General features: G+C 60.1%; 17 protein-coding genes. 7 read left to right on the top strand and 10 right to left on the bottom strand.

Annotated elements, in window-relative coordinates; genetic code table 11:
• The first annotated feature begins 2 nt into the window (after positions 1-2).
• The 7 genes from KG007_RS08260 to KG007_RS08230 all read left to right on the top strand — a co-directional run bounded on the left by KG007_RS08260 (position 3) and on the right by KG007_RS08230 (position 5,570).
• The gene (locus tag KG007_RS08260; RefSeq protein ID WP_213348119.1) at positions 3-803 is read left to right on the top strand and encodes a hypothetical protein; all 801 of its coding nucleotides are present in this window, start codon (positions 3-5) and stop codon (positions 801-803) included.
• Positions 800-1,468 carry an ABC transporter ATP-binding protein gene (locus tag KG007_RS08255; RefSeq protein WP_213348117.1) on the top strand — a complete coding sequence of 223 codons (669 nt, stop codon included), beginning with the start codon at positions 800-802 and terminating at the stop codon, positions 1,466-1,468. Before KG007_RS08260 ends, KG007_RS08255 begins: the two co-directional genes overlap by 4 nt.
• A gap of 1 nt (position 1,469) precedes the next feature.
• On the top strand, positions 1,470-2,453 hold the full coding sequence (locus KG007_RS08250) for a S8 family serine peptidase (RefSeq protein ID WP_213348115.1): 984 nt from the start codon (positions 1,470-1,472) through the stop codon (positions 2,451-2,453).
• 1 nt (position 2,454) lies between these two features.
• Positions 2,455-3,219: a TIGR02757 family protein gene (locus tag KG007_RS08245; RefSeq protein ID WP_213348113.1), complete on the top strand. Its 765-nt coding sequence runs from the start codon at positions 2,455-2,457 to the stop codon at positions 3,217-3,219.
• Positions 3,220-3,300: 81 nt separating this feature from the next.
• Positions 3,301-3,957 carry a tRNA1(Val) (adenine(37)-N6)-methyltransferase gene (locus KG007_RS08240; protein ID WP_249413282.1) on the top strand — a complete coding sequence of 219 codons (657 nt, stop codon included), beginning with the start codon at positions 3,301-3,303 and terminating at the stop codon, positions 3,955-3,957.
• 52 nt (positions 3,958-4,009) lie between these two features.
• Positions 4,010-4,903: a DUF4831 family protein gene (locus tag KG007_RS08235; RefSeq protein WP_195460860.1), complete on the top strand. Its 894-nt coding sequence runs from the start codon at positions 4,010-4,012 to the stop codon at positions 4,901-4,903.
• A 10-nt stretch (positions 4,904-4,913) separates the two neighbouring features.
• Positions 4,914-5,570, top strand: a complete 657-nt coding sequence (locus KG007_RS08230; RefSeq protein ID WP_213348111.1) for a DNA alkylation repair protein — start codon at positions 4,914-4,916, stop codon at positions 5,568-5,570.
• Here the strand turns inward: KG007_RS08230 and KG007_RS08225 are convergent.
• The 10 genes from KG007_RS08225 to KG007_RS08180 all read right to left on the bottom strand — a co-directional run bounded on the left by KG007_RS08225 (position 5,567) and on the right by KG007_RS08180 (position 18,071).
• Positions 5,567-5,893: a thioredoxin family protein gene (locus tag KG007_RS08225; RefSeq protein ID WP_213348109.1), complete on the bottom strand. Its 327-nt coding sequence runs from the start codon at positions 5,891-5,893 to the stop codon at positions 5,567-5,569. The two genes, KG007_RS08230 and KG007_RS08225, sit on opposite strands and share 4 nt — an antisense overlap.
• A 36-nt stretch (positions 5,894-5,929) precedes the next feature.
• Positions 5,930-6,898 carry an NAD-dependent epimerase/dehydratase family protein gene (locus tag KG007_RS08220; RefSeq protein WP_213348107.1) on the bottom strand — a complete coding sequence of 323 codons (969 nt, stop codon included), beginning with the start codon at positions 6,896-6,898 and terminating at the stop codon, positions 5,930-5,932.
• Positions 6,899-7,020: 122 nt separating this feature from the next.
• Positions 7,021-8,394, bottom strand: a complete 1,374-nt coding sequence (radA, locus tag KG007_RS08215; RefSeq protein WP_213348105.1) for a DNA repair protein RadA — start codon at positions 8,392-8,394, stop codon at positions 7,021-7,023.
• Positions 8,395-8,401: 7 nt separating this feature from the next.
• Entirely contained in the window at positions 8,402-8,998 is a 597-nt protein-coding gene (locus tag KG007_RS08210; protein WP_213348103.1) for a hypothetical protein, read from the bottom strand.
• Positions 8,995-9,636 (bottom strand): lactate utilization protein, encoded by a 642-nt coding sequence (locus tag KG007_RS08205; RefSeq protein ID WP_213348102.1) that lies wholly within the window; start codon positions 9,634-9,636, stop codon positions 8,995-8,997. Before KG007_RS08205 ends, KG007_RS08210 begins: the two co-directional genes overlap by 4 nt.
• A gap of 147 nt (positions 9,637-9,783) precedes the next feature.
• On the bottom strand, positions 9,784-12,315 hold the full coding sequence (locus KG007_RS08200) for a DUF5117 and DUF5118 domain-containing protein (RefSeq protein WP_213348100.1): 2,532 nt from the start codon (positions 12,313-12,315) through the stop codon (positions 9,784-9,786).
• An 11-nt stretch (positions 12,316-12,326) separates the two neighbouring features.
• Positions 12,327-14,984 carry a zinc-dependent metalloprotease gene (locus KG007_RS08195; RefSeq protein ID WP_213348098.1) on the bottom strand — a complete coding sequence of 886 codons (2,658 nt, stop codon included), beginning with the start codon at positions 14,982-14,984 and terminating at the stop codon, positions 12,327-12,329.
• A 32-nt stretch (positions 14,985-15,016) separates the two neighbouring features.
• Positions 15,017-15,658, bottom strand: coding sequence for a YiiX/YebB-like N1pC/P60 family cysteine hydrolase (locus KG007_RS08190; RefSeq protein ID WP_213348096.1), 642 nt, complete (start codon positions 15,656-15,658; stop codon positions 15,017-15,019).
• Between the two features lie 93 nt (positions 15,659-15,751).
• The gene (locus tag KG007_RS08185; RefSeq protein ID WP_213348094.1) at positions 15,752-17,317 is read right to left on the bottom strand and encodes a hypothetical protein; all 1,566 of its coding nucleotides are present in this window, start codon (positions 17,315-17,317) and stop codon (positions 15,752-15,754) included.
• Positions 17,318-17,330: 13 nt separating this feature from the next.
• Complete coding sequence (locus KG007_RS08180; RefSeq protein WP_213348092.1) at positions 17,331-18,071, bottom strand: DUF4843 domain-containing protein; 741 nt, start codon at positions 18,069-18,071, stop codon at positions 17,331-17,333.
• Position 18,072: the final 1 nt, after the last annotated feature.

Below are 18,072 nucleotides of genomic sequence, written 5' to 3'. Positions count from 1 at the left end.
TTATGGCAAACGAACGACCTGCGGCGAATGCCGCGGAAAAATCCCCCGGAAAACCGTCCGGCCGGCGCAGCGGACACCGTTCCGGCCGTTCGGGTCCTCGTTCCGGGCAATCGGGGAGTGCCCCGGCCCGGAAACCGGGTCGCTGGACCTGGCGCGAATACATGCTTCAGTTGTCGGTAGTGATCCTCGGTATCGTGATAACTTTTGCGGGCAGCGGCCTGATCGAGCGCTGGCAGCGCCAGCGGCAGGTTCGCACGACTATGTTGTTGGTTTATGAAGAGTTGAAAACCAACCTCGGCCTGCGTGACAACTGCTGCGAGAAGCTGCGTTTCGATCAGGACGGAATGCTGATGTTCGATCATTACGGACGGAACGTAGACCTCATACCGATGGATTCGCTCGACCGTTACGTGTCGCTGCTGGGCACGATGCGCAGCGTCGAAGTTCAGAACGACGCTTTCGAAGTGTTGAAAAGTTCGGGTGTGATTCAGTTTGTCGGGGATAAGGAGTTGTTGATGCAGGTGTTGGGCTGTTACCGGCAACTGGGGACTTTTGCGGACCGGGTCGATTCGTACAACCAGAGCAAGATAAATGCGATAAACCATTTTTCCGCCAGCGATGTCCATGCCGATTTTCATATGGACTCGCGCCAGTTGTGGCGGGCGCTGCTCCGTGATCCGCTGTGCAACAGTTTCATCGGCATGTCGGCCTACTATGTCGGCTATCCCGACTATCTGCGGAGCGACATTGCCGGTGTCGCGAAAACCATTGCCGCCATTAACGAAAAATACCGTTTCGAATGATAAAAGTCACGGATATACACAAGAGTTTCGGCTCGCTCGAAGTACTGAAAGGCGTTTCGCTCGACGTGGCCGCGGGCGAAGTGGTCTCTATCGTAGGGGCCAGCGGAGCGGGTAAGACCACGCTTCTCCAAATCATCGGCACTTTGTCGCGCCCCGACAGCGGGCGCGTGGAGATCGACGGCCGCGATGTTTCGGCCTTGGGCGACAAAGCCCTGTCGCAGTTCCGCAACGAACACATCGGCTTCGTCTTCCAGTTCCACCACCTGCTGGCCGAATTTTCGGCCTTCGAGAACGTCTGCATCCCGGGACTGATCGGCCGGCGTCCCCGTGCCGAGGTCGAACGCCGCGCCGCGGAACTGCTCGGCATGATGGGGCTCACGGCACGCCGCGACCATAAACCCGGACAGCTTTCGGGCGGCGAGCAGCAGCGCGTGGCCATCGCCCGCGCACTGGTCAACTCGCCTGCGGTGCTCCTGGCCGACGAACCTTCGGGCAACCTCGACTCGCACAACCGCGACGAAATCCACCGCCTGTTTTTCGACCTCCGGGAACGGCTCGGCCAAACCGTCGTGATCGTCACCCACGACGAAAACCTCGCCGCCATGGCCGACCGGAAGATCACCATGTCCGACGGGCTGATCCTTTGCGGCGAAACGGTCCGGTAACATGAAGAAACTGCTTTGGTTGCTCTTGTCGGTTCTTGTCGGCTATGGCCTGTGGGACATCGTGCGCGAAGTGCGCGGGAGCTGGACCTCGGACTATTCCCGAACTTATTCGCACGCTGTCGGACAGACCATGTGCCGGGCATTCGACTCGCTGAACCTCAGTGGGCGGAATATCCGCATCGGGGTGCTGGACGCGGGTTTCGGTGGATTCCGCACCAACCGCTGGACGCGGTCGCTGCATGTCGCCGCCTGGAAGGATTTCACGGGCGGTGGGGACGACGCCCTTTTCGACGTCGGTTCCGAGGATCACGGCACGAAGGTCTGCGTCAATCTCGGAGGGCGCTCGGGCGATACGATCTGCGGATTGGCATGGGGTGCGGCGTATTACCTTGCGAAAACGGATTGCGCTCCGGTGGAGCCGCGCGCCGAAGAACAACAGATGATCCGCGGCATCGAATGGCTTCTCTCGCACGATGTCGACGTGATCTCTTCGTCGCTCAGCTATACGACGTTCGACGATTTCGACGGCTATACGCCCGGAATGCTCGATGGCCGCACCTCGGTGCTCTCGCGCTACCTCGACAGCCTGCTTACGGCGCGTCCCGACCTGGTTTTCGTGCAGAGCGCCGGCAACGAGGGCAACAAAAAATGGCGGTATATCTGCTTTCCGGCCGATGTCCGGCAGGTCATTACCGTCGGGGCGTGTGACTTCGGCGGTGATTCGCGTTACCGTTCCAGCAGCGTCGGACGCGAGGATGCCGGTTATGTAAAACCCGATTTGGTCGTCGGAGCCTCTCCGATAGGCACTTCTTTCTCGACTCCCGTCATCTCGGGCCTCTGCGCCTGCCTGCTCGAATACCGCCGTATGGAGCGCGAATCGCTGATTCGCCTGTTGCAGGCTTCGGCGACGAATGCGGCTGCTCCCGACTGCGAAATCGGTTACGGCGTTCCCCGAACCGAATTTATTCTGAAACAGCTTCGATAGTATGGAACAACTCCGCGAACTGCTCGAACGACTGCACGACAAGTACAACAATCCCGATTTCATTGCCGACGACCCGATTTCGGTTCCGCATCGCTATACGGACCGCGCCGACCGCGAAATCGCAGGCTTTTTCTCTGCTACGATCGCATGGGGCAACCGCAAAGCCATCGTTCGCAGCGGCCACCGTATGATGCACTTCATGGACGATGCCCCGGCGGATTTCGTGCGCAATGCTTCTGAACGCGAACTGGCCCTGCTCTCGTCCTATGTCCACCGCACCTTCAACGGCCAGGACCTGCGCGATTTCGTGCTGGCCCTGCGGCGCATGGAGGAGCGCTACGGCGGTATCGGGGCCTTTTTCGAGAGCCGTTACGAGGCCGTGCAGAGCATGCCCGCCGTGTTGGCCGACTTTCGCCGCGAATTTTTCGCCGGGGACCATGCGCCGCGCTGCGAGAAGCACCTCTCGTCGATCGAGAAGGGAGCGGCCTGCAAACGGCTCTGCATGTACCTGCGCTGGATGGTGCGCCGCGACGACAGGGGCGTGGATTTCGGCGAGTGGCAGGCGATTCCGATGTCGGCCCTCTACCTGCCGCTCGACGTTCATGTCGGCGACATGGCGCGGGCGCTTGGGCTGCTTGCCCGCCGCCAGAACGACTGGCGTGCCGTCGAGGAGCTGACGGCCGCCCTGCGTGTGTTCGATGCCGGGGACCCCGCGCGGTACGATTTTTCGCTGTTCGGCGCCGGCATTGACGGCTATCTGCGATAGCCGCAATTAAGAATTAAGAATTAAAAATTAAGAATTATCTTCCGGTTTAAACAATTCACGATTTGTCAGGACCGTTGCCCGATGAAGGTCGGCACCGATGGGGTCCTGCTGGGCGCATGGGCCGCGGTGCGGCCGCAGGACGAACGAATCCTCGACGTGGGCACGGGTACGGGGCTGATCGCCCTGATGCTGGCCCAGCGTGCGCCCGGTGCGCTGGTTACGGGCGTCGACATCGACGATGTCTCGCAGGCCGGCGAGAATGCCGCCGCATCGCCCTGGGGTGACCGGGTCGTGTTCAGGCAGTGCCCCGTACAGGAGTTCGAAGCCCCGGAGCCGTTCGACCTGATTGTCTCCAACCCGCCGTTTTTCGTCGACTCGCTCACCTGTCCCGACGAGGGCCGCACCACGGCCCGCCATGCCGTGCACCTTCCCTTCGACGAACTGCGCGACGCTGTCCTGCGCCTGCTGGCGCCCGGGGGCCGTTTCGCCGTCGTTCTCCCCACGACCGAAGCCGACCGTTTTCTCGGGATCTGCTTTGGCCGGCTCGGCCTCTTGCGCCGCACCGACGTGCGAACCACGCCGCGCCGCCCGGCCAAAAGGGCCTTGATGGAGTTTTCCCGTGCGGGTGAAACCGCCGCGGCTCCCGACCTGTCCGAACTGGTCATCGGTACGGGCCAGCACGAATGCTATACCCCGGAGTACCGTGCCTTGACCCGCGATTTTTACCTGAAATTTTGACGACACGCGAAAATAAGCTACATTTGTAAAACCGCATTAAAATTTTCGGACCATGAAACTCAGACTTTTGGCTTTTGCCCTGCTGCTCTCGGGCGGCATTTCGGCCCAGAATCCATACATCGCCCTGCAGGGTGCAAACGAAACCGCCGGCGGCATTACCGTTGCCCAGCCCCGGACTATCCTTGCTGTCGACGTTACCGTCGAGTGCGACGTGACCCTCAGCGGCCCTTATGCGCGCTATGCGCAGAAATACCTCGGAGTGCGCGCTCCGCTTACGGACAAAACGACGTGGAGCGTCACGGGGGCGCAGATCGCCCTGCTGGACGGCGACACCTATCTCAATGCTGCGGCGCCCGCCCCGGCGTCGGCCCGTGTGTTCTCGCACGCCTCTTCCGACCAGGAATTCGCCCGCCTGCAGCCTGACAAGACCGACATGACGACGCCTGCGCTGGAGGATGCCGCACGCGCCGCCGCTACGCAGATTTTCTCGCTGCGCCGCCACCGTATCGAACTCGTTACGGGCGAAGCGGGGGAGAACGTTTTCGGCGAAGGCCTCAAGGCTGCGCTGGAGGAGATCGACCGCATGGAACAGAGCTACCTGGAACTGTTCCTCGGCAAGCGTGTCGTTTCGACCGAAACCCGCCGCTATGTGGTCTATCCGCAGGCCGACAAGAAACAATACATCGTCTGCCGTTTCAGCCCGGCCGCCGGACTGCTTCCCGATACCGACCTTTCGGGCGACATCGTGCTGTTGCAGATCGAGCCTTCGGGCGCCGCGAAGAGCGACCTCGAAGCCGGCCCGAAGGAGACCAACGTCGTGGCATGCCGCGTGGCCGATCCCTCGACCTGCATCGTGATTTCGGGCGGCCGCGAATATGCCCGCGCCGTGCTCCCGATCTTCGAATTCGGCCGTACGATCAACGTCGCTCTGCCGCGCCGCAAATAAAAAAATTCCGATGGATTTTACCTCCCGCATGGCGGCACTGCTCGGGGCGTTCCGCCGCGAGCGCAACGGTGCTGTTGCCGATTCGATGCGCTTTTACGGTATGCCTTACGGGCTGAACTACGGCGTGAGCCTCCCGACGCTCCGCACGCTGGCCCGCGCCGAGGCTCCCGACTACGATTTTGCCAAGTACCTCTGGCGGCAGGACGTACGCTGCCTGCGCCTCGCGGCACTGCATATCGCCGACCCTGCGCGCCTTACGCCCGAAGAGTTCGCTTTCTGGGGCGACGGGCTTCTCAACTCCGAGATGGCCGGGGAGGCGGCTTTCGCATTGCTGAACCGCATCGGGAATTTCCCCCGGCTGTTCGGGGAGTGGATCGTTCCCGAGGCCGGATATCTGCGGCAGTATGCGGTTCTGATGGCCGCCGCCCGTGTCCCGCAGCCTTCCCCGGCGTGGGCCGATCCGGCTGCCGCAGCCGTGCATCGTGCCGCCGTTGCAGGCGCTGCGGAGGCGCACCTGCTGGCGCAGGGAGCCGTGGCGCTGTTCACGGCCCTTGGCGTCCGAAACGAAGAGAGCCGGCAGGCGGTACTTCGCGCGGCCGGTTCTCTGGGCTCGCTCCCTGCCGAAGACTACGTCCACGAGGAGCTGGCCTGGCGATTGGAGGTTTAGGGCTGCATCACCTGCTCGCGCTTTTCGAGTTCGCCCAGCACGTTGACCAGATGGTCGTAGCCGACGCGGCCGCTCTCGCGCCACAATACCTCCCCGCGGCAGAAAAACATCAGTGTCGGAACCGACATGATGTTGTATCGCCGCACGATTTCGGACATCTCGGGGGCGTCGATGTCGATTGCATAGACATCGACCCGGCCTTTCATCCGTTCCTGGAATTTGTCGACGGCGGGCCGCATCAACTGGCACGGTCCGCACCAGGTGGCGAAAAAGTCGATGAACGTCAGCGCGTCCCGCCAGATAATCTTGTCAAAGTCAGTCATATTTTCTCGGTGTGATTGCATTCCGTTCGTATATTCTCAGCTTATTTCCACCCACGATATTCCTGCGTAGGCCTTGTCCGAAAGCTCTTTTTCGACATAGCCGATCGTGCGCCGCAGTCCCTCGGCGAGCGGTGTTCGGGGCGTCCATCCCAGTTCGCGGCGTGCCGCCGAGATGTCGGGCGTCCGGCGGCGGCTGTCGTTGATACGCGCTTCGGCGTGGACGATCTTCGAGCGGCTGCCCGTCAGGGCGACGATCTTTTCGGCCAGCGCGCGGATCGTCACTTCGTGGTTGCTGCCGAAATTGACCGTGCGCGTCGTCTCTGTCGGCGGGGCCTCCATCAGCAGCACCAGCCCGTCCACGATATCCTCCACCCAGCAGAAGGTCCGCAACTGCTCGCCGCTGCCGTTGATCAGGATGTCGCGGTTCTGCAATGCCGCTACGATCATCTTCATCACTACGCGCTGGTCCATCAGGTCGGCGCCGCTGCCGTAGGTGTTGAAGATGCGTGCGATACGTGCGTCGACCCCGAATTCATACTGGTAGGCGCGGTGCAGGGCTTCACCCGCCCGTTTTCCTTCGGCGAGGATGTGGTGCGTCGAACAGCAGTTTACGGCCTCGACAGTCGTGTCGCGATAGCCCGTATTGTAAACGTCGCCCGTGGAGGCGTAGAGGATGCGGGCATGTTCCGCACGGGCCGTGTCGAGGGCGTTTATCGACCCCAGTACGCTGACTTTGAGCGTCTCGACAGGCAGGGCTTTGTTGTAACGGACGCGCGACGGCGCAGCGAGGTTGTAAATCTCGTCGCAGCGGATACCGAAAGCGTTGATGATATTGTGGCGGACGTACCGGAATTCCGGGTGCGGCGGCATGTCGCGCAGCAGCGGCGAATTGGCGGTGTCGCGTATGTCCACGCAGAAGACTTCGTGCCCGTCGTTCAACAGACGCAGGCACAGGTGGGTCCCGATGAATCCCACGCCGCCCAGTATGACTACTCTCTTTTGCATCTCTCTTCCCTTTTTACGGGAAGAAGAGCAAATTTTATTCCATATTGACGGCAATTCGGCAGACGCCGCACTTCTGCGCGCCTTGCCGGAATCAGATCGTATGACCGACTGTTAAAATCCCTTTAAAGGGATTCTGCGAATAGCGCTTTGGGGAGTTGGTCGACGCTGTTGATCGAAACTACCTCGATGCCTTTGGGGCGTTTGCCGCCTTTGGCCAGGTAGCCCGATACGACGATGCGCCGGAATCCCAGCCGGGCCGCTTCGCTGATGCGCTGTTCGGTGCGGGGGGCGGGGCGTACTTCGCCCGAGAGGCCGATCTCGCCTGCACAGCAGACACCCTCGGCTACGGGACGGTCGTAGTAGGACGAAATCACCGCCGCCACGACCGCGAGGTCCAGCCCCGGGTCGGCGACCTTGAATCCGCCCGCGAAATTCAGGAATACGTCCTTCTGGAACATCTTCATCCCCACGCGTTTCTCCAGCACGGCCAGCAGCATGTTCATGCGCCGGGCGTCGTATCCTGTCGTCGAGCGCTGGGGCGTGCCGTACGCCGCGCCGCTCACCAGCGCCTGCACCTCGATCAGGTAAGGCCTTACGCCGTCGGCCGAAGCGCCTACCGCGATGCCGCTGAGCGGTTCCTCGTAGTGGGTCAGCAGGATTTCCGAAGGATTGTCCACACCCCTCAGCCCGGCGTCGAGCATCTCGAAAACCCCGATTTCGAACGTTGCGCCGAAACGGTTCTTAATACCCCGCAGGATGCGGTAGATGTTGTTGCTGTCGCCTTCGAACTGCAAAACCACGTCGACGATGTGTTCGAGTATCTTGGGGCCGGCTATCGAACCGTCCTTGGTGATGTGTCCGATGATGAAGATCGACGTTCCCGTCGATTTGGCATATTTGAGCAGCGTCGCCGCGCATTCGCGTATCTGCGACACGCTCCCTGCCGACGAGTCCAGGAGATCGGTGTAAATGGTCTGTATCGAGTCGATCACCACCAGGTCGGGCTGGTGCTCGGCGATCTGTGCAACGATATTTTCCAACAATGTTTCGGGGTAGATCAGGCATTCGTCGTTGCCGATGCCGATACGCCCCGCGCGCATCTTGATCTGTTCGGCCGACTCCTCGCCCGATACGTAGAGAGTTTTCAGCCCGTTCGCCGCCAGCGCGATTTGCAGCGAGAGGGTCGATTTGCCGATTCCCGGCTCGCCGCCCACCAGGATCAGCGATCCCGGAACCATGCCGCCGCCCAGCACCCGGTTGACTTCGGGGTTCCCCAGATCCAGCCGGATGTGCTCGCTTTCGCGGATGTCCCTCACGCGCTGGGGCTTTGCCACAGGCAGGGGCCCCGCCACGGTTGCCGGAACCGAACCGCTTTCGCGGGCGATGATCTCCTCGGTGAATGAGTTCCACTCGCCGCACGAGGGGCAGCGTCCCAGCCATTTCGGGGCTTCGAATCCGCAGTTTTTGCAGAAAAATGCTTTCTTGACCTTTGCCATAACCCGACTATTTAGCGTTTGCCGAGGTGTACTCCTTGCGCACGGCTTTCGTGATTCCGGCATTGGGGTAGAGGGCTTGGTACTGCCCGGTCAGGTCGACCGTCAACACGGCTTTGCTCGTGCCGTCCTCCGCTTTATAGGTCGCGACGGTGCAGGTGTACTCCATCGCCGGTTCCGGGCAGTAGAACAAAATGTCGGTCGCTCCCGGGTCTTTGAAAAAGACGCCCTTCACCTCGCCGGCCTCTGCTGCCGTGTTGATTCGCAGTTGCCCGCCGTTGTACTTGGTGAACGACAGCGTGTAACCGCCTCCCGCCTTCACGGGGGCCGTCGCAACGATTTCGGCCCTGATCTGTTCGATCACCGGGTCCGGTTCTCCTTCGCCGGCTTTCGTTTCGGGCGCCGGGTCCGTGGGATCGGTGGGATCAGTCGGTTCCTCCGGGTCGGTCGGCTCTTCCGGATCGGGGTCGGGTGTCGGGACGGTGATTTCCGCCTCGACACGCACGACGGGGTATGCCGTCGTGTAGAACGCGTCCGAGTCGTCTCCGCAGGCGGTCGCGCCCAGCAGCAACAGACAGGCTGCGCAATATTTCAGTTGTTTTGTCATAATCCTAAATCCTGATCGATCAGCACCACCAGCACGCGCTTGTCGGGCCAGCAGCGCAACATTTCCATCCGCGTGTTGCAGATGCGGTCCTGCGAATTGCAGTCCATGCAGACGCCTGTTTTGGCGCAGGGCGTGCGGAATCCGGGGTGGCGTGCGACGTTCTGCGGCGCGGCGATCCGGCGGATGCGCTCTTCGGCCTTTTCGCGGTCGGCCGTGATTTTGTTGCGGCCCGCCACGATAATCACTTTGCGGGGGCCGAACGCCACCGGGGCGATGCGGTTGCCCACCTTGTCGAGCCAGTGGAGCGTTCCCTGCTCCGTTATGGCGTTCACGCCCGTGATGAAGAGGTCTGACAACAGGGCCTGGCGGCGGATTTCGAGCCGTTCGTCATAGGGCATCGAGGCGTCGAATCCGTCGAGCACCTTCAGCCGTCCGTCGCCCTGCATCCACTCGATGATGCCCGTTGCGCGCATCGTCGTCGAGTCGCCGAACGACACGAGCTGCGGGCGTTCCGCTTCCACGACGGCTTTCATCACGCCGAAAGCCGTTTCGGTGTCTTTTACGACCTCGGCTTCGAAATGGTGTCGCCGCAGTGCCGCGGCGCAGGCTTCCAGTTTTTCTGCTGTTTGATTTGCCATTGGGAACAGTTGTCTGCGATACGTATAACGTCATACAAAGGTAAACTATTTTCCGGTTCCTGCAAAATCGTTCGTTCGTCGCATCGCCCCTGAAAAAAGAGGCCTGGAATGTTCCATGCCTCTTTTTTCGTTTGCATATCCGCCGCCTCAGCTGACGCGCAGGCTCTCTTCGATCCTGCGGAGCATGTAGCGGCAGAAGTCGCGCGATGCAGCATCCTGCGCCACGGCTGCACCCCGGCGGTAGATGTCGCGGATTTCGAGGAGCATGCCGTAGTAGACGTGCTCCGAAAAATCCTTGGCATAGAACCGCATCCTGTATTTCCCGTAAGCGCTCACCGGGGCCAGCGTCGCGGCGGCTTCCGAGGGGTAGGCGGGCTGCATGAAACTTTCGTCATCTTCGGCGAAGCCGGCCGAAGCCGTTTTCGGGGCGGCTTTCGGCTCGGCCAGCACTTTTGAGGCTCCGATAACGATGCCCGTAAACGCCCGTTGGAGCAACCGGTCGTAATCCGAGAGTTTGCGTCCGGCCTTTACCTTGCTGAAGATGTATTCGGCCATGTCGGCCGACATCTCGGCCGGCGTGTAAGCCCCCGGCAGTCCGTTCTGGTAGCGGGGCAGGGTCTCCAGCCGTTTCATCAGCGTTCCCAGGCAGTCCGACAACACCGATTCCGAAAGGTTCACCATCTGGCCTTCCGTCAGTTTCGTGTCGAGCCACGAGAGGTCTTCGAGTGCCTTGAGCGTCTCTTTCACATAACGGCGTTGTTCCTCTTTCGGCACGACGCGGAGCATGGTCTGTCCGTCGCCTTCGGCCGTCTCGGTATAGTACGAGCCGCCGATGTAGGCCGCCAGGTAGGAGATCATCTCCCTTACGCCCGTTGCAACGGCCGAGATGGCTTCCTCGCGGTAGCTTCCGTCCTTGTCGCGTCCTTCGAGCCACTCCGGGGCGTGCTCGGCGATGTAGCGCAGGTTGCTGAGCCGGTAGCGGGTGCGCTTCACGGGATCGTCGCCCAGGTTGTAATAAGCCAGGCGCACGTCGCCGAAGTAATAGTCGTACCAGTAGTTGCCGTAGTAATAAGCCGGGTCCCCGGCTTTGTCGAGAAGCATCCGTGCGAGTGCTTTCTGCTCTTCGGCGGGCGTTTCGGCTCCTTCGATGTCGCCGTAGAGCCAGCGGATGGCGAAGTAGTCGTATTTGCCGAGGCAGTCGTTCACCAGCCGTACGCCCTTGTCTTCGGGTTGTGCCAGGTAGTTGTAGCTGTTGAGTGCCGTGATCGACGAGCAGAGCCCGTTTTCGCGGGTGAATGCCGCCGAACGCAGCGAGTCGGTCGGATAAGCCGCCGCTCCGGCATAGTTGGTCGCCAGTCCGAGCAGTTGGGCGACGCCGCGTGCCGTGTAGACGGCCAGCGACGAGGCGAGTTCCTCTTCGTCGAGCGTCATGTCGCGGGCCGCGGGGTCTACCGCCGAGAGATCGATGAAGCGGCGGGTGCGAATCTCGTCGGCGATGTTGGCCGGGATGTGGATGCGTCCGCCCGTGATCTCGCCGCTGCGCGGGTCGGCGACGATGTTGACCGTCGTGCGCGTATTCGACGAAGCCACGTATTTCACGTAAAATCCCTCGGGGCTGTTGCTGTCGAAACCGCCTGCAGGGTAAGTCTCGGCTTTGAGCACGTCGCCCATGCCGATCCTTCGGAAGGCCTCGTTCCACAGCGCGATGCCGCGGCGGATGCCCTGTTGCCATGCCGGGGCGAAGAGCGTGTCGATGTAGAAGGTCACCGAGCGGATTTTCCCCTCCGGGCGGAAGTTGATCCGCGAGGCGAAGTAGGCGGGTTCGCTGCCTTTTCCGGTGGTGAAACGCGTGAAGGGTACGGGCATCACGCCGATGCGCGGATCGGCGATGCGTGCGGGCGCGCACTGCTCGGGAAGCATCGTCACGGTGCGGCGGGCCAGGGCCGTGAAAGGTTTGTCCTTGCAGATGATGAAGATGAAGTACTGCGTCGTCACGCCGTAGGTCATGTCGCTCAGGACCGAGGCATACCCTTTTCCGCCCTCTACGTCGCGGAGCAGCGAAAGGTCCGACTTGTAGGCCGCAGTCGAGATGTGCAGCGGGCTCATGCCGCGGGGCTCGAACGCCTTGAGGTGCTCGTTGTCGCTCATGAACAGCGCCGTGTTCTCGATCACTACGGCCGTCGAGTCTGCGTTGTAGGCCTTGATCGGATAACTGGCGACGATCGGCCGCGCCGTGTTGATCTCCAGCGCCTTTTCGATCCGTGCATCGCCGTCGGCCAGCGTCCGCTGGGGCACTTCGTGCATCCGGATCAGCGAATCCTTGCGGGTGAAGGTGATGTGGTAGGGCGGCAGCGGTTGCTGGCCCGAGAGTCCGTAGTTCGCTTCGGACGACTCCTCGATCGAGGTGTTGATGACGAATTCCCGTTCGAGGATGTCGAGCGGAATCTCCGTGTAGAGTTTTCCTTCGATAAGGTGGAGTTTGAAAAGCCCGTCTGCGGTCTTGCACTCCTTGTCCTTGAAGAGTTTTTCGTAGGCCGTCGGCTTCTTGGGGGCAGGTTGCTCGCTCTTTTTCTTGTCTTTGCGGCCCTTTGCGGCTGCGTGCGCCGGCCCGGACAGCATAACTGCCGCCAGAAGCAGGGCAAGCAGCAGCGTGCCTGGTTTGTTCAGGGGTGTTCTCATGGCTGGACGCATCATTTTTTGAGGGCTTTATCGAGGTTGTGCAGCAGGTACTGGTAGTGCATGCGGGTTTCGCCCGTTGCCGACCCGACCTTTCCGCGCAGCAGGTTCTGGATACGCAGGATGTCGTTGTAGTAGAGCATCGAGATATCCTTCTGCGTGAAATACTGGAATCTGGGCGAACCGAATCCCGAGACGGATGCAGGCTGCGGTTCCGGTGCGAATCCGTGCGAGCAGGCTTCGCAGCTGCACAGCGGCGTGCGCGGCGTCCGGTTTTCGAATACCCGGAGCGCGTCCCATCCGGCGTCTTCCGCTTCGTTCCCCGCCGCATTTTCCGTTGCTGCGAATGCCGATGCCGAACTGCCGCTTCCGGTGTAGTTCTTCAGCCCGGCTTTGGCGGCTACGACCTTGACGAACTCGCGCTGAATGGCCATTTCGTCCCCGGTGAGGCGGCGGTTACGCACGGTGGGTTCCCACACGAAGTCGGAAACGTCCTTGTAGCATGCTTCGGGCGTATAAGGGTCCTTCGACAGTTGGGCGTTGATCGCGAGGATTTTTTTGGCCGGGGCGTTGACTGCGGCTTTGATGACGGCTTCCCGCACGGCGTCCCGGGGCGAGCCGAGCATCGACATCTTCGCCAGCAGGCGCTCGTTGTCGAGCCACTCCATCTGCTTGAGCTCCGCGAGAATGAATTTCAGGGCTTTGCGCTGTTTTTCGCGCGGCACGCAGGCGTAGGCTTCCACCGGGTCGCCTTCCATCTTTTCGTTCAGGTAGATGCCGCCGATGTTGGCGTATACGTGACCGATGTAGGTGATATACTGGTTCACGATGTCGGAGTACATGCCGTTGCGGTAGGAGAAATCGTCGTCCCCGTCGGCGCACCATTCGTCCAGGTTCGCGAGGATATAGCGCAGGTTCCTGATGCCGTACTGCGATGCCGCCACGGCGTCGTCGCCGAGGTCCTCGGTCTGGGATTTGGGATCGACGATGCTTCCGAACTGCTGTTTGCCGTAACGGAACGTGGGGTCGGCCGAAGCCTCGGTGATCCATTTCGAAGTCACTTCATACTCCTCTTCGGGGGTCTTTGCTTCGGGAACCGGCGTGTAGAGCCATTTCACGGCATAATCGTCGTAGACGCCGAAGCGCGGCGGGGTGAGCCGTACGCCGCGTTCCATGTCACCGGGCTGTGCCACGTAGTTGAAACGCGCGTAGTCCATGATCGAGGTGGTCGTGCCGTATTTTTGGGTGAACGACGGCGAGCGGAGCGAATCGACCGGAATCACGGCCGACGAACTCATGTTGTGCATGAATCCCAGGCAGTGGCCCACCTCGTGTGTCAGCACGTAGCGGAGTCCGTCGAGCATCACCTCGTCGGGAATGTTGACCTGCCGCACGCGGGCGTCGGCCTGCGCCGTCTGCACGAAGATCATCCGGTTGAGCATCTTCACGACATCGTGGAAGACATAGACCGAGGCGTTGAGGATCTCGCCGCTGCGCGGGTCGACCCACGAAGGGCCCATGGCGTTGGCGATGGGTACGGGCGCATAACGGATGCACGAGTACTTGATGTTGTCGGCATCGAACGCCGGATCGTCCGTGGGGTAGGGCAGCGCCTTGACCACGTCCCTGAATCCGATTTTGGCGAACACCTCGTTCCACTGCGTCACGGCCTCATAGATCGCGGGCTGCCACTTCGCGGGGAAATCCGGGTCGATGTAGAAGACGATCGGTTGTAGGGGCGTCACCTGCTCGCCGCGCTTCCAGGCCTCCATGTCCGACGGTTCCACCCGCCAGCGGTTGGCCAGGTAGATGGCTTTCACGCGCTGTTCCTTGCTGCTGTACAAGTATTTTCCGGTCGGGAATACCGACATGCGGCTGTCGGTGATGCGCGGGCGGTAGGCTTCGCGGGGCAGCAGCACCAGCGTGCGGGTCATGACGGCCGTGAACGGAGCCTTGTCCACCAACTTCTGCTTGGTCACGGGGTGCGACACCGAGTAGGTGTAGCTCAGCGTACTTTTTACCGTGAGGTTGTCGGCAAAGGATTTGACATCGCCCAGCGACGAAAGTTCCTTTTTGAACGTTTCGCTGAGGGACGGTGTTCCCGAGCCGCCGTATGCACCGAGGTACGAGAAGGGCGACAACTCTTTGACGTGGCTGACAAACAGATCCGTGACGTTGAAAACCACAGCCGTCGAGTCGGCGTTGTAAGCGTCGATCTTGAAATTGCGGAAGATGGTCGGGATGTTGTTGCGGTCGAGCGAACGGAGGATGTTGCCGTCTACGCCCAGCGTATAGTTGTCGGCGTTGATCTCGCGTATCTGCACGTTCTCGCCTGTTTTGGTGAAGGTGATGTGGAGCGGCGTGTACGATTTCGACCCCGGGACGCCCGTCAGGTTGTCCGAGGTCTCTGAAATCACCGATCCGAGCAGCATTTCGCGGCCGAAAAGTTCCTGCGGAAATTCGAAATAGAGTTTTCCGTCGATTTTGTGGAGCTTGACCATACCCTCGGCCACTTCGTGCTTTTTCTTGAAGAGCTTGTCGTATTCGCTCTCTTTGGGCTTTGCCGGAGTTTCGGTGGATGCCTTTTTGGATTTCCTTTTCGGGCTCTTGGCCTGGACCGGTGTTCCGGCGACCAGTATGCACAGCAGGAGCGCAAGCAGTTGTTTAAACATAAATTTGACGTTGATTGTTGGTAGATGTCGGATTAAAAGTAGTGGTGTACGATGCGGATGGCCTTCGACCGGGACATGTCGCCGGGATTCGTGCCCGGCACGCCTTCGGGGATTTCGCACTTGTAGCGTTTGAAATGTTCCACCCACAGGGGGCTGATCTCTCCGGTTTGCTTGTCCCTGAAGGTCATGGGCTTCATCTTGAAAATCGGCTTGCCGTTGGGTTTGAGGTACGAAACGTAGATCAGTTCGCTGCAATAATAGTAGTCGTCGTCGGGGTCGAAAACGAAATCGTAACGTTTGTTCAGCAGCGTTTTGATCTTCTCGATGGCCGCGGGAATACACCCGCGCAGCCGCGGTTTCAGCCTGCCGACCACCACCACCGGGTTGCCGTCGCTTTTCTGTGCGTCGCGGAAGAATTTTTCGAGCGGGCTTTTGACCACTCCGTACGGGACGGCTTCGAGAACATAGGTCTTCCCGTCTTCGACGTAAGCGACGCCCACATGGGTGAAATTCAGGTCTTTGATTCCCCTGGTGACACTGCTGATGGCTTCGGTGTAGGCGCTTCTTCCGGTCACCTGGAACAGCAGGTCGCCCGTTTCGAGCGGGAAGGGTTTCTGGGCGAAACATTCCCATCCGACGGCGAGCAGTGTAATGATAAGTGCTATTTTTTTCATGGTTTGCATCTGCGGGCCTGTCCCGCGTTTTACGGATTAATTCCGGCAGCCCGATCCGGACTGCCGGAAATAATTCCCGTTGTGTCCCGGTTGTTACAGATAAGGCAGGTAACGAACCGCTTTTCCCGGAATCGGGGTCTCCACTTCGGAGAACGCTTTCAGGTCTGCGGCCTTCCCGTCCAGAACGTACATTTTCGACGTTTTCGTACTTTCGTCGTAGGTGAATACCGCCGTATAGATTTCATTGGCGGCAGTTTCCGGTTTTGCCAGGTTCGTAACCACTTTCGCGGTCGTTATCGGCGCCGGGAAACTCTTTGCCACCTGGGGGGCGGTCTGCGACTCGTAGCTCGTGCGCCAGAGGTCGCGGCCTTTGGCGATGTAGAGGTAGTTGAGCGGTACTTCGACGGCGTTGGTGAATATCTCGCAGTCGTCGCTCATGCCTCCCGTCCAGTTGGTTATGTCGGTTTTACCGACGAACGTGATGGTGTCGTTGCCGCTGTCTTTCTGTTCGTAGGTGTAGGTGTAGAGCCAGTAGGCTGCGCCTGTTTTCACCGTGACGAACATTTTGAGCTGCTTTGCAAGGAATGTCGGCTGGCGGCATACGCCGATAATCCGGTCGGCTTTGAGCGTCGCGCCGTTTTCGTCCGGCAGCGGCTGGCGCAGGTAACCCTTGTTTTCGTTGTACCGGTAATAGTAAATCTCGTTCTCCAGGGTGCGCTGTACGGAGAAGTGCATGATGTCCGTATACGGATTGGCGCCCATAATTTGGGCAACCCTGTCCTGCGTCGGAACGGCGTTGGGCAGGATCATCTGGTATGCTCCGCTGGTCGGGGCGATGAAGAGCGAATTGCCGATCAGTATCTCCTGCATAGCGCCTTTGTAGAAGGTCTGTCCGGCGATCGCCGCATCCGGTTCGCCCTGGAACACTTCGTTGCTGACCGTACCCATAAAGAGGCCCAGGGCATAAGTTCCCGTTTCCGACGCCTGTACGAATGCGCCGTAGTCGGGAGCCCGGTTGGTATAGACGATCAAGTGAGACCCGCTGAAAGTCGCTCCGGCAACGCTGCCTTCGATTTTACGCGAGGTGTTGTAGCGGGTGTACAGGTCGGTATAGAGCGTGGTGAATGCGGCCGGAGATGCCGGGTTGCCGCCCTTGACCGATCCCCATTCGATGGTTCCGTCCGGTTTTTCATAGACGAAAATGCCGATTTTCGGCGTCATCGTCGGGACGATTTTCACCTTCAGCATGCTGTTATTGTTGCCTCGGAGATAATAGCGCCAGTTCTCGCCGGTAGCCGTATTGTTTATGGCCAGCCAGAAATAGGCTTCGCCTGTGGCGCTGAACTCCATTTTTTCGGTGCGGGTCACCCGCCAGTCGAGTTTGAGTCCCGAAGCGATGGTGTCGCGGCCCAATACCCAGTCGTAGGTGAAAGACGACTCGTCCGCATCTTTGCGGAGCAGGACGGTCGGGGCGAGGCTGAAGGTCTCGTCTTCGATCAGTGAAAGCATGTACATCGATTCGATGCCGGGCAGGGTCATTCCCTCCACCGAGACGATGTCCGTCCACGGGTCGGTGTTGTAGCTTCCCTTGTCGTCGTAGCAGCCCGTCGCTGCGAAAGCGGCTGCCAGCAGAAATATCAGGTATTTGAATGTTTTCATAGTCGGTAGGTGTTTATTCGTAGATTATCGTTCCCTGGAAGACCACCAGAACCCCGTTGTCGTAGGTCGGGTTGTCGCGGAACCATTCATACGTGCGCTTTCCGTAGGCATAGAGTTTGGCTGTGTTGTATTCGCGCCAGTCGTCGGAGGTCACTCCGTTCAGTTCTGCATACTTTCCGGCCTTGACGGCGGAATAGACGCCTCCGTAGGCATCCAGCCCGTTCCTGTTCCAGAACGGTGGCTGGCTGACGAATCCTGCGCCCGATATCTCCAGTCCGATGCTTTGAAAATTGTCGATGCCTGCGTCGAAAGTTTCGTCCGGCACGAGTTCGATCACCAGCGTCCCGGAGACTTTGTCTTCGGCCAGTTTGGCCAGATTGGCATGTACGAGCGTCGAGTCGGCATATTGCCCGGCGTGGAAAGTCTGCTCTGCGCTGAGCGTGTAGTGTACGCCCTCGATCAGGTTGCCGTAGCTTTTGGCTTCCGAGATGCGTACCGTGTACTTCCGGTCGTGGTCCGCAACGGCCCCGGACAGGCGTACCGGGAGCCTGAATTGGATCTCGTTTTGTCCGGCATGGTATACGGTGTTGAGTTTCAGAGTGTCCATGTCGGCGTCGTCGTTCAGCTCCGGGGTAAAGAAGGACTTCACGAAATTCAGCGAGGGACGTTCCGAATTATAAACCGGTATGTCCTCCTTGTTGCAGGAGACAACGGCGACGGCGATCGCAAAAACGGGGATTATAAATTTTTTCATG

Source organism: Alistipes montrealensis (assembly GCF_018362775.1).
Taxonomy (GTDB): Bacteria; Bacteroidota; Bacteroidia; order Bacteroidales; family Rikenellaceae; genus Alistipes; species Alistipes montrealensis.
This window is presented reverse-complemented; position numbering and strand designations above follow the sequence as displayed.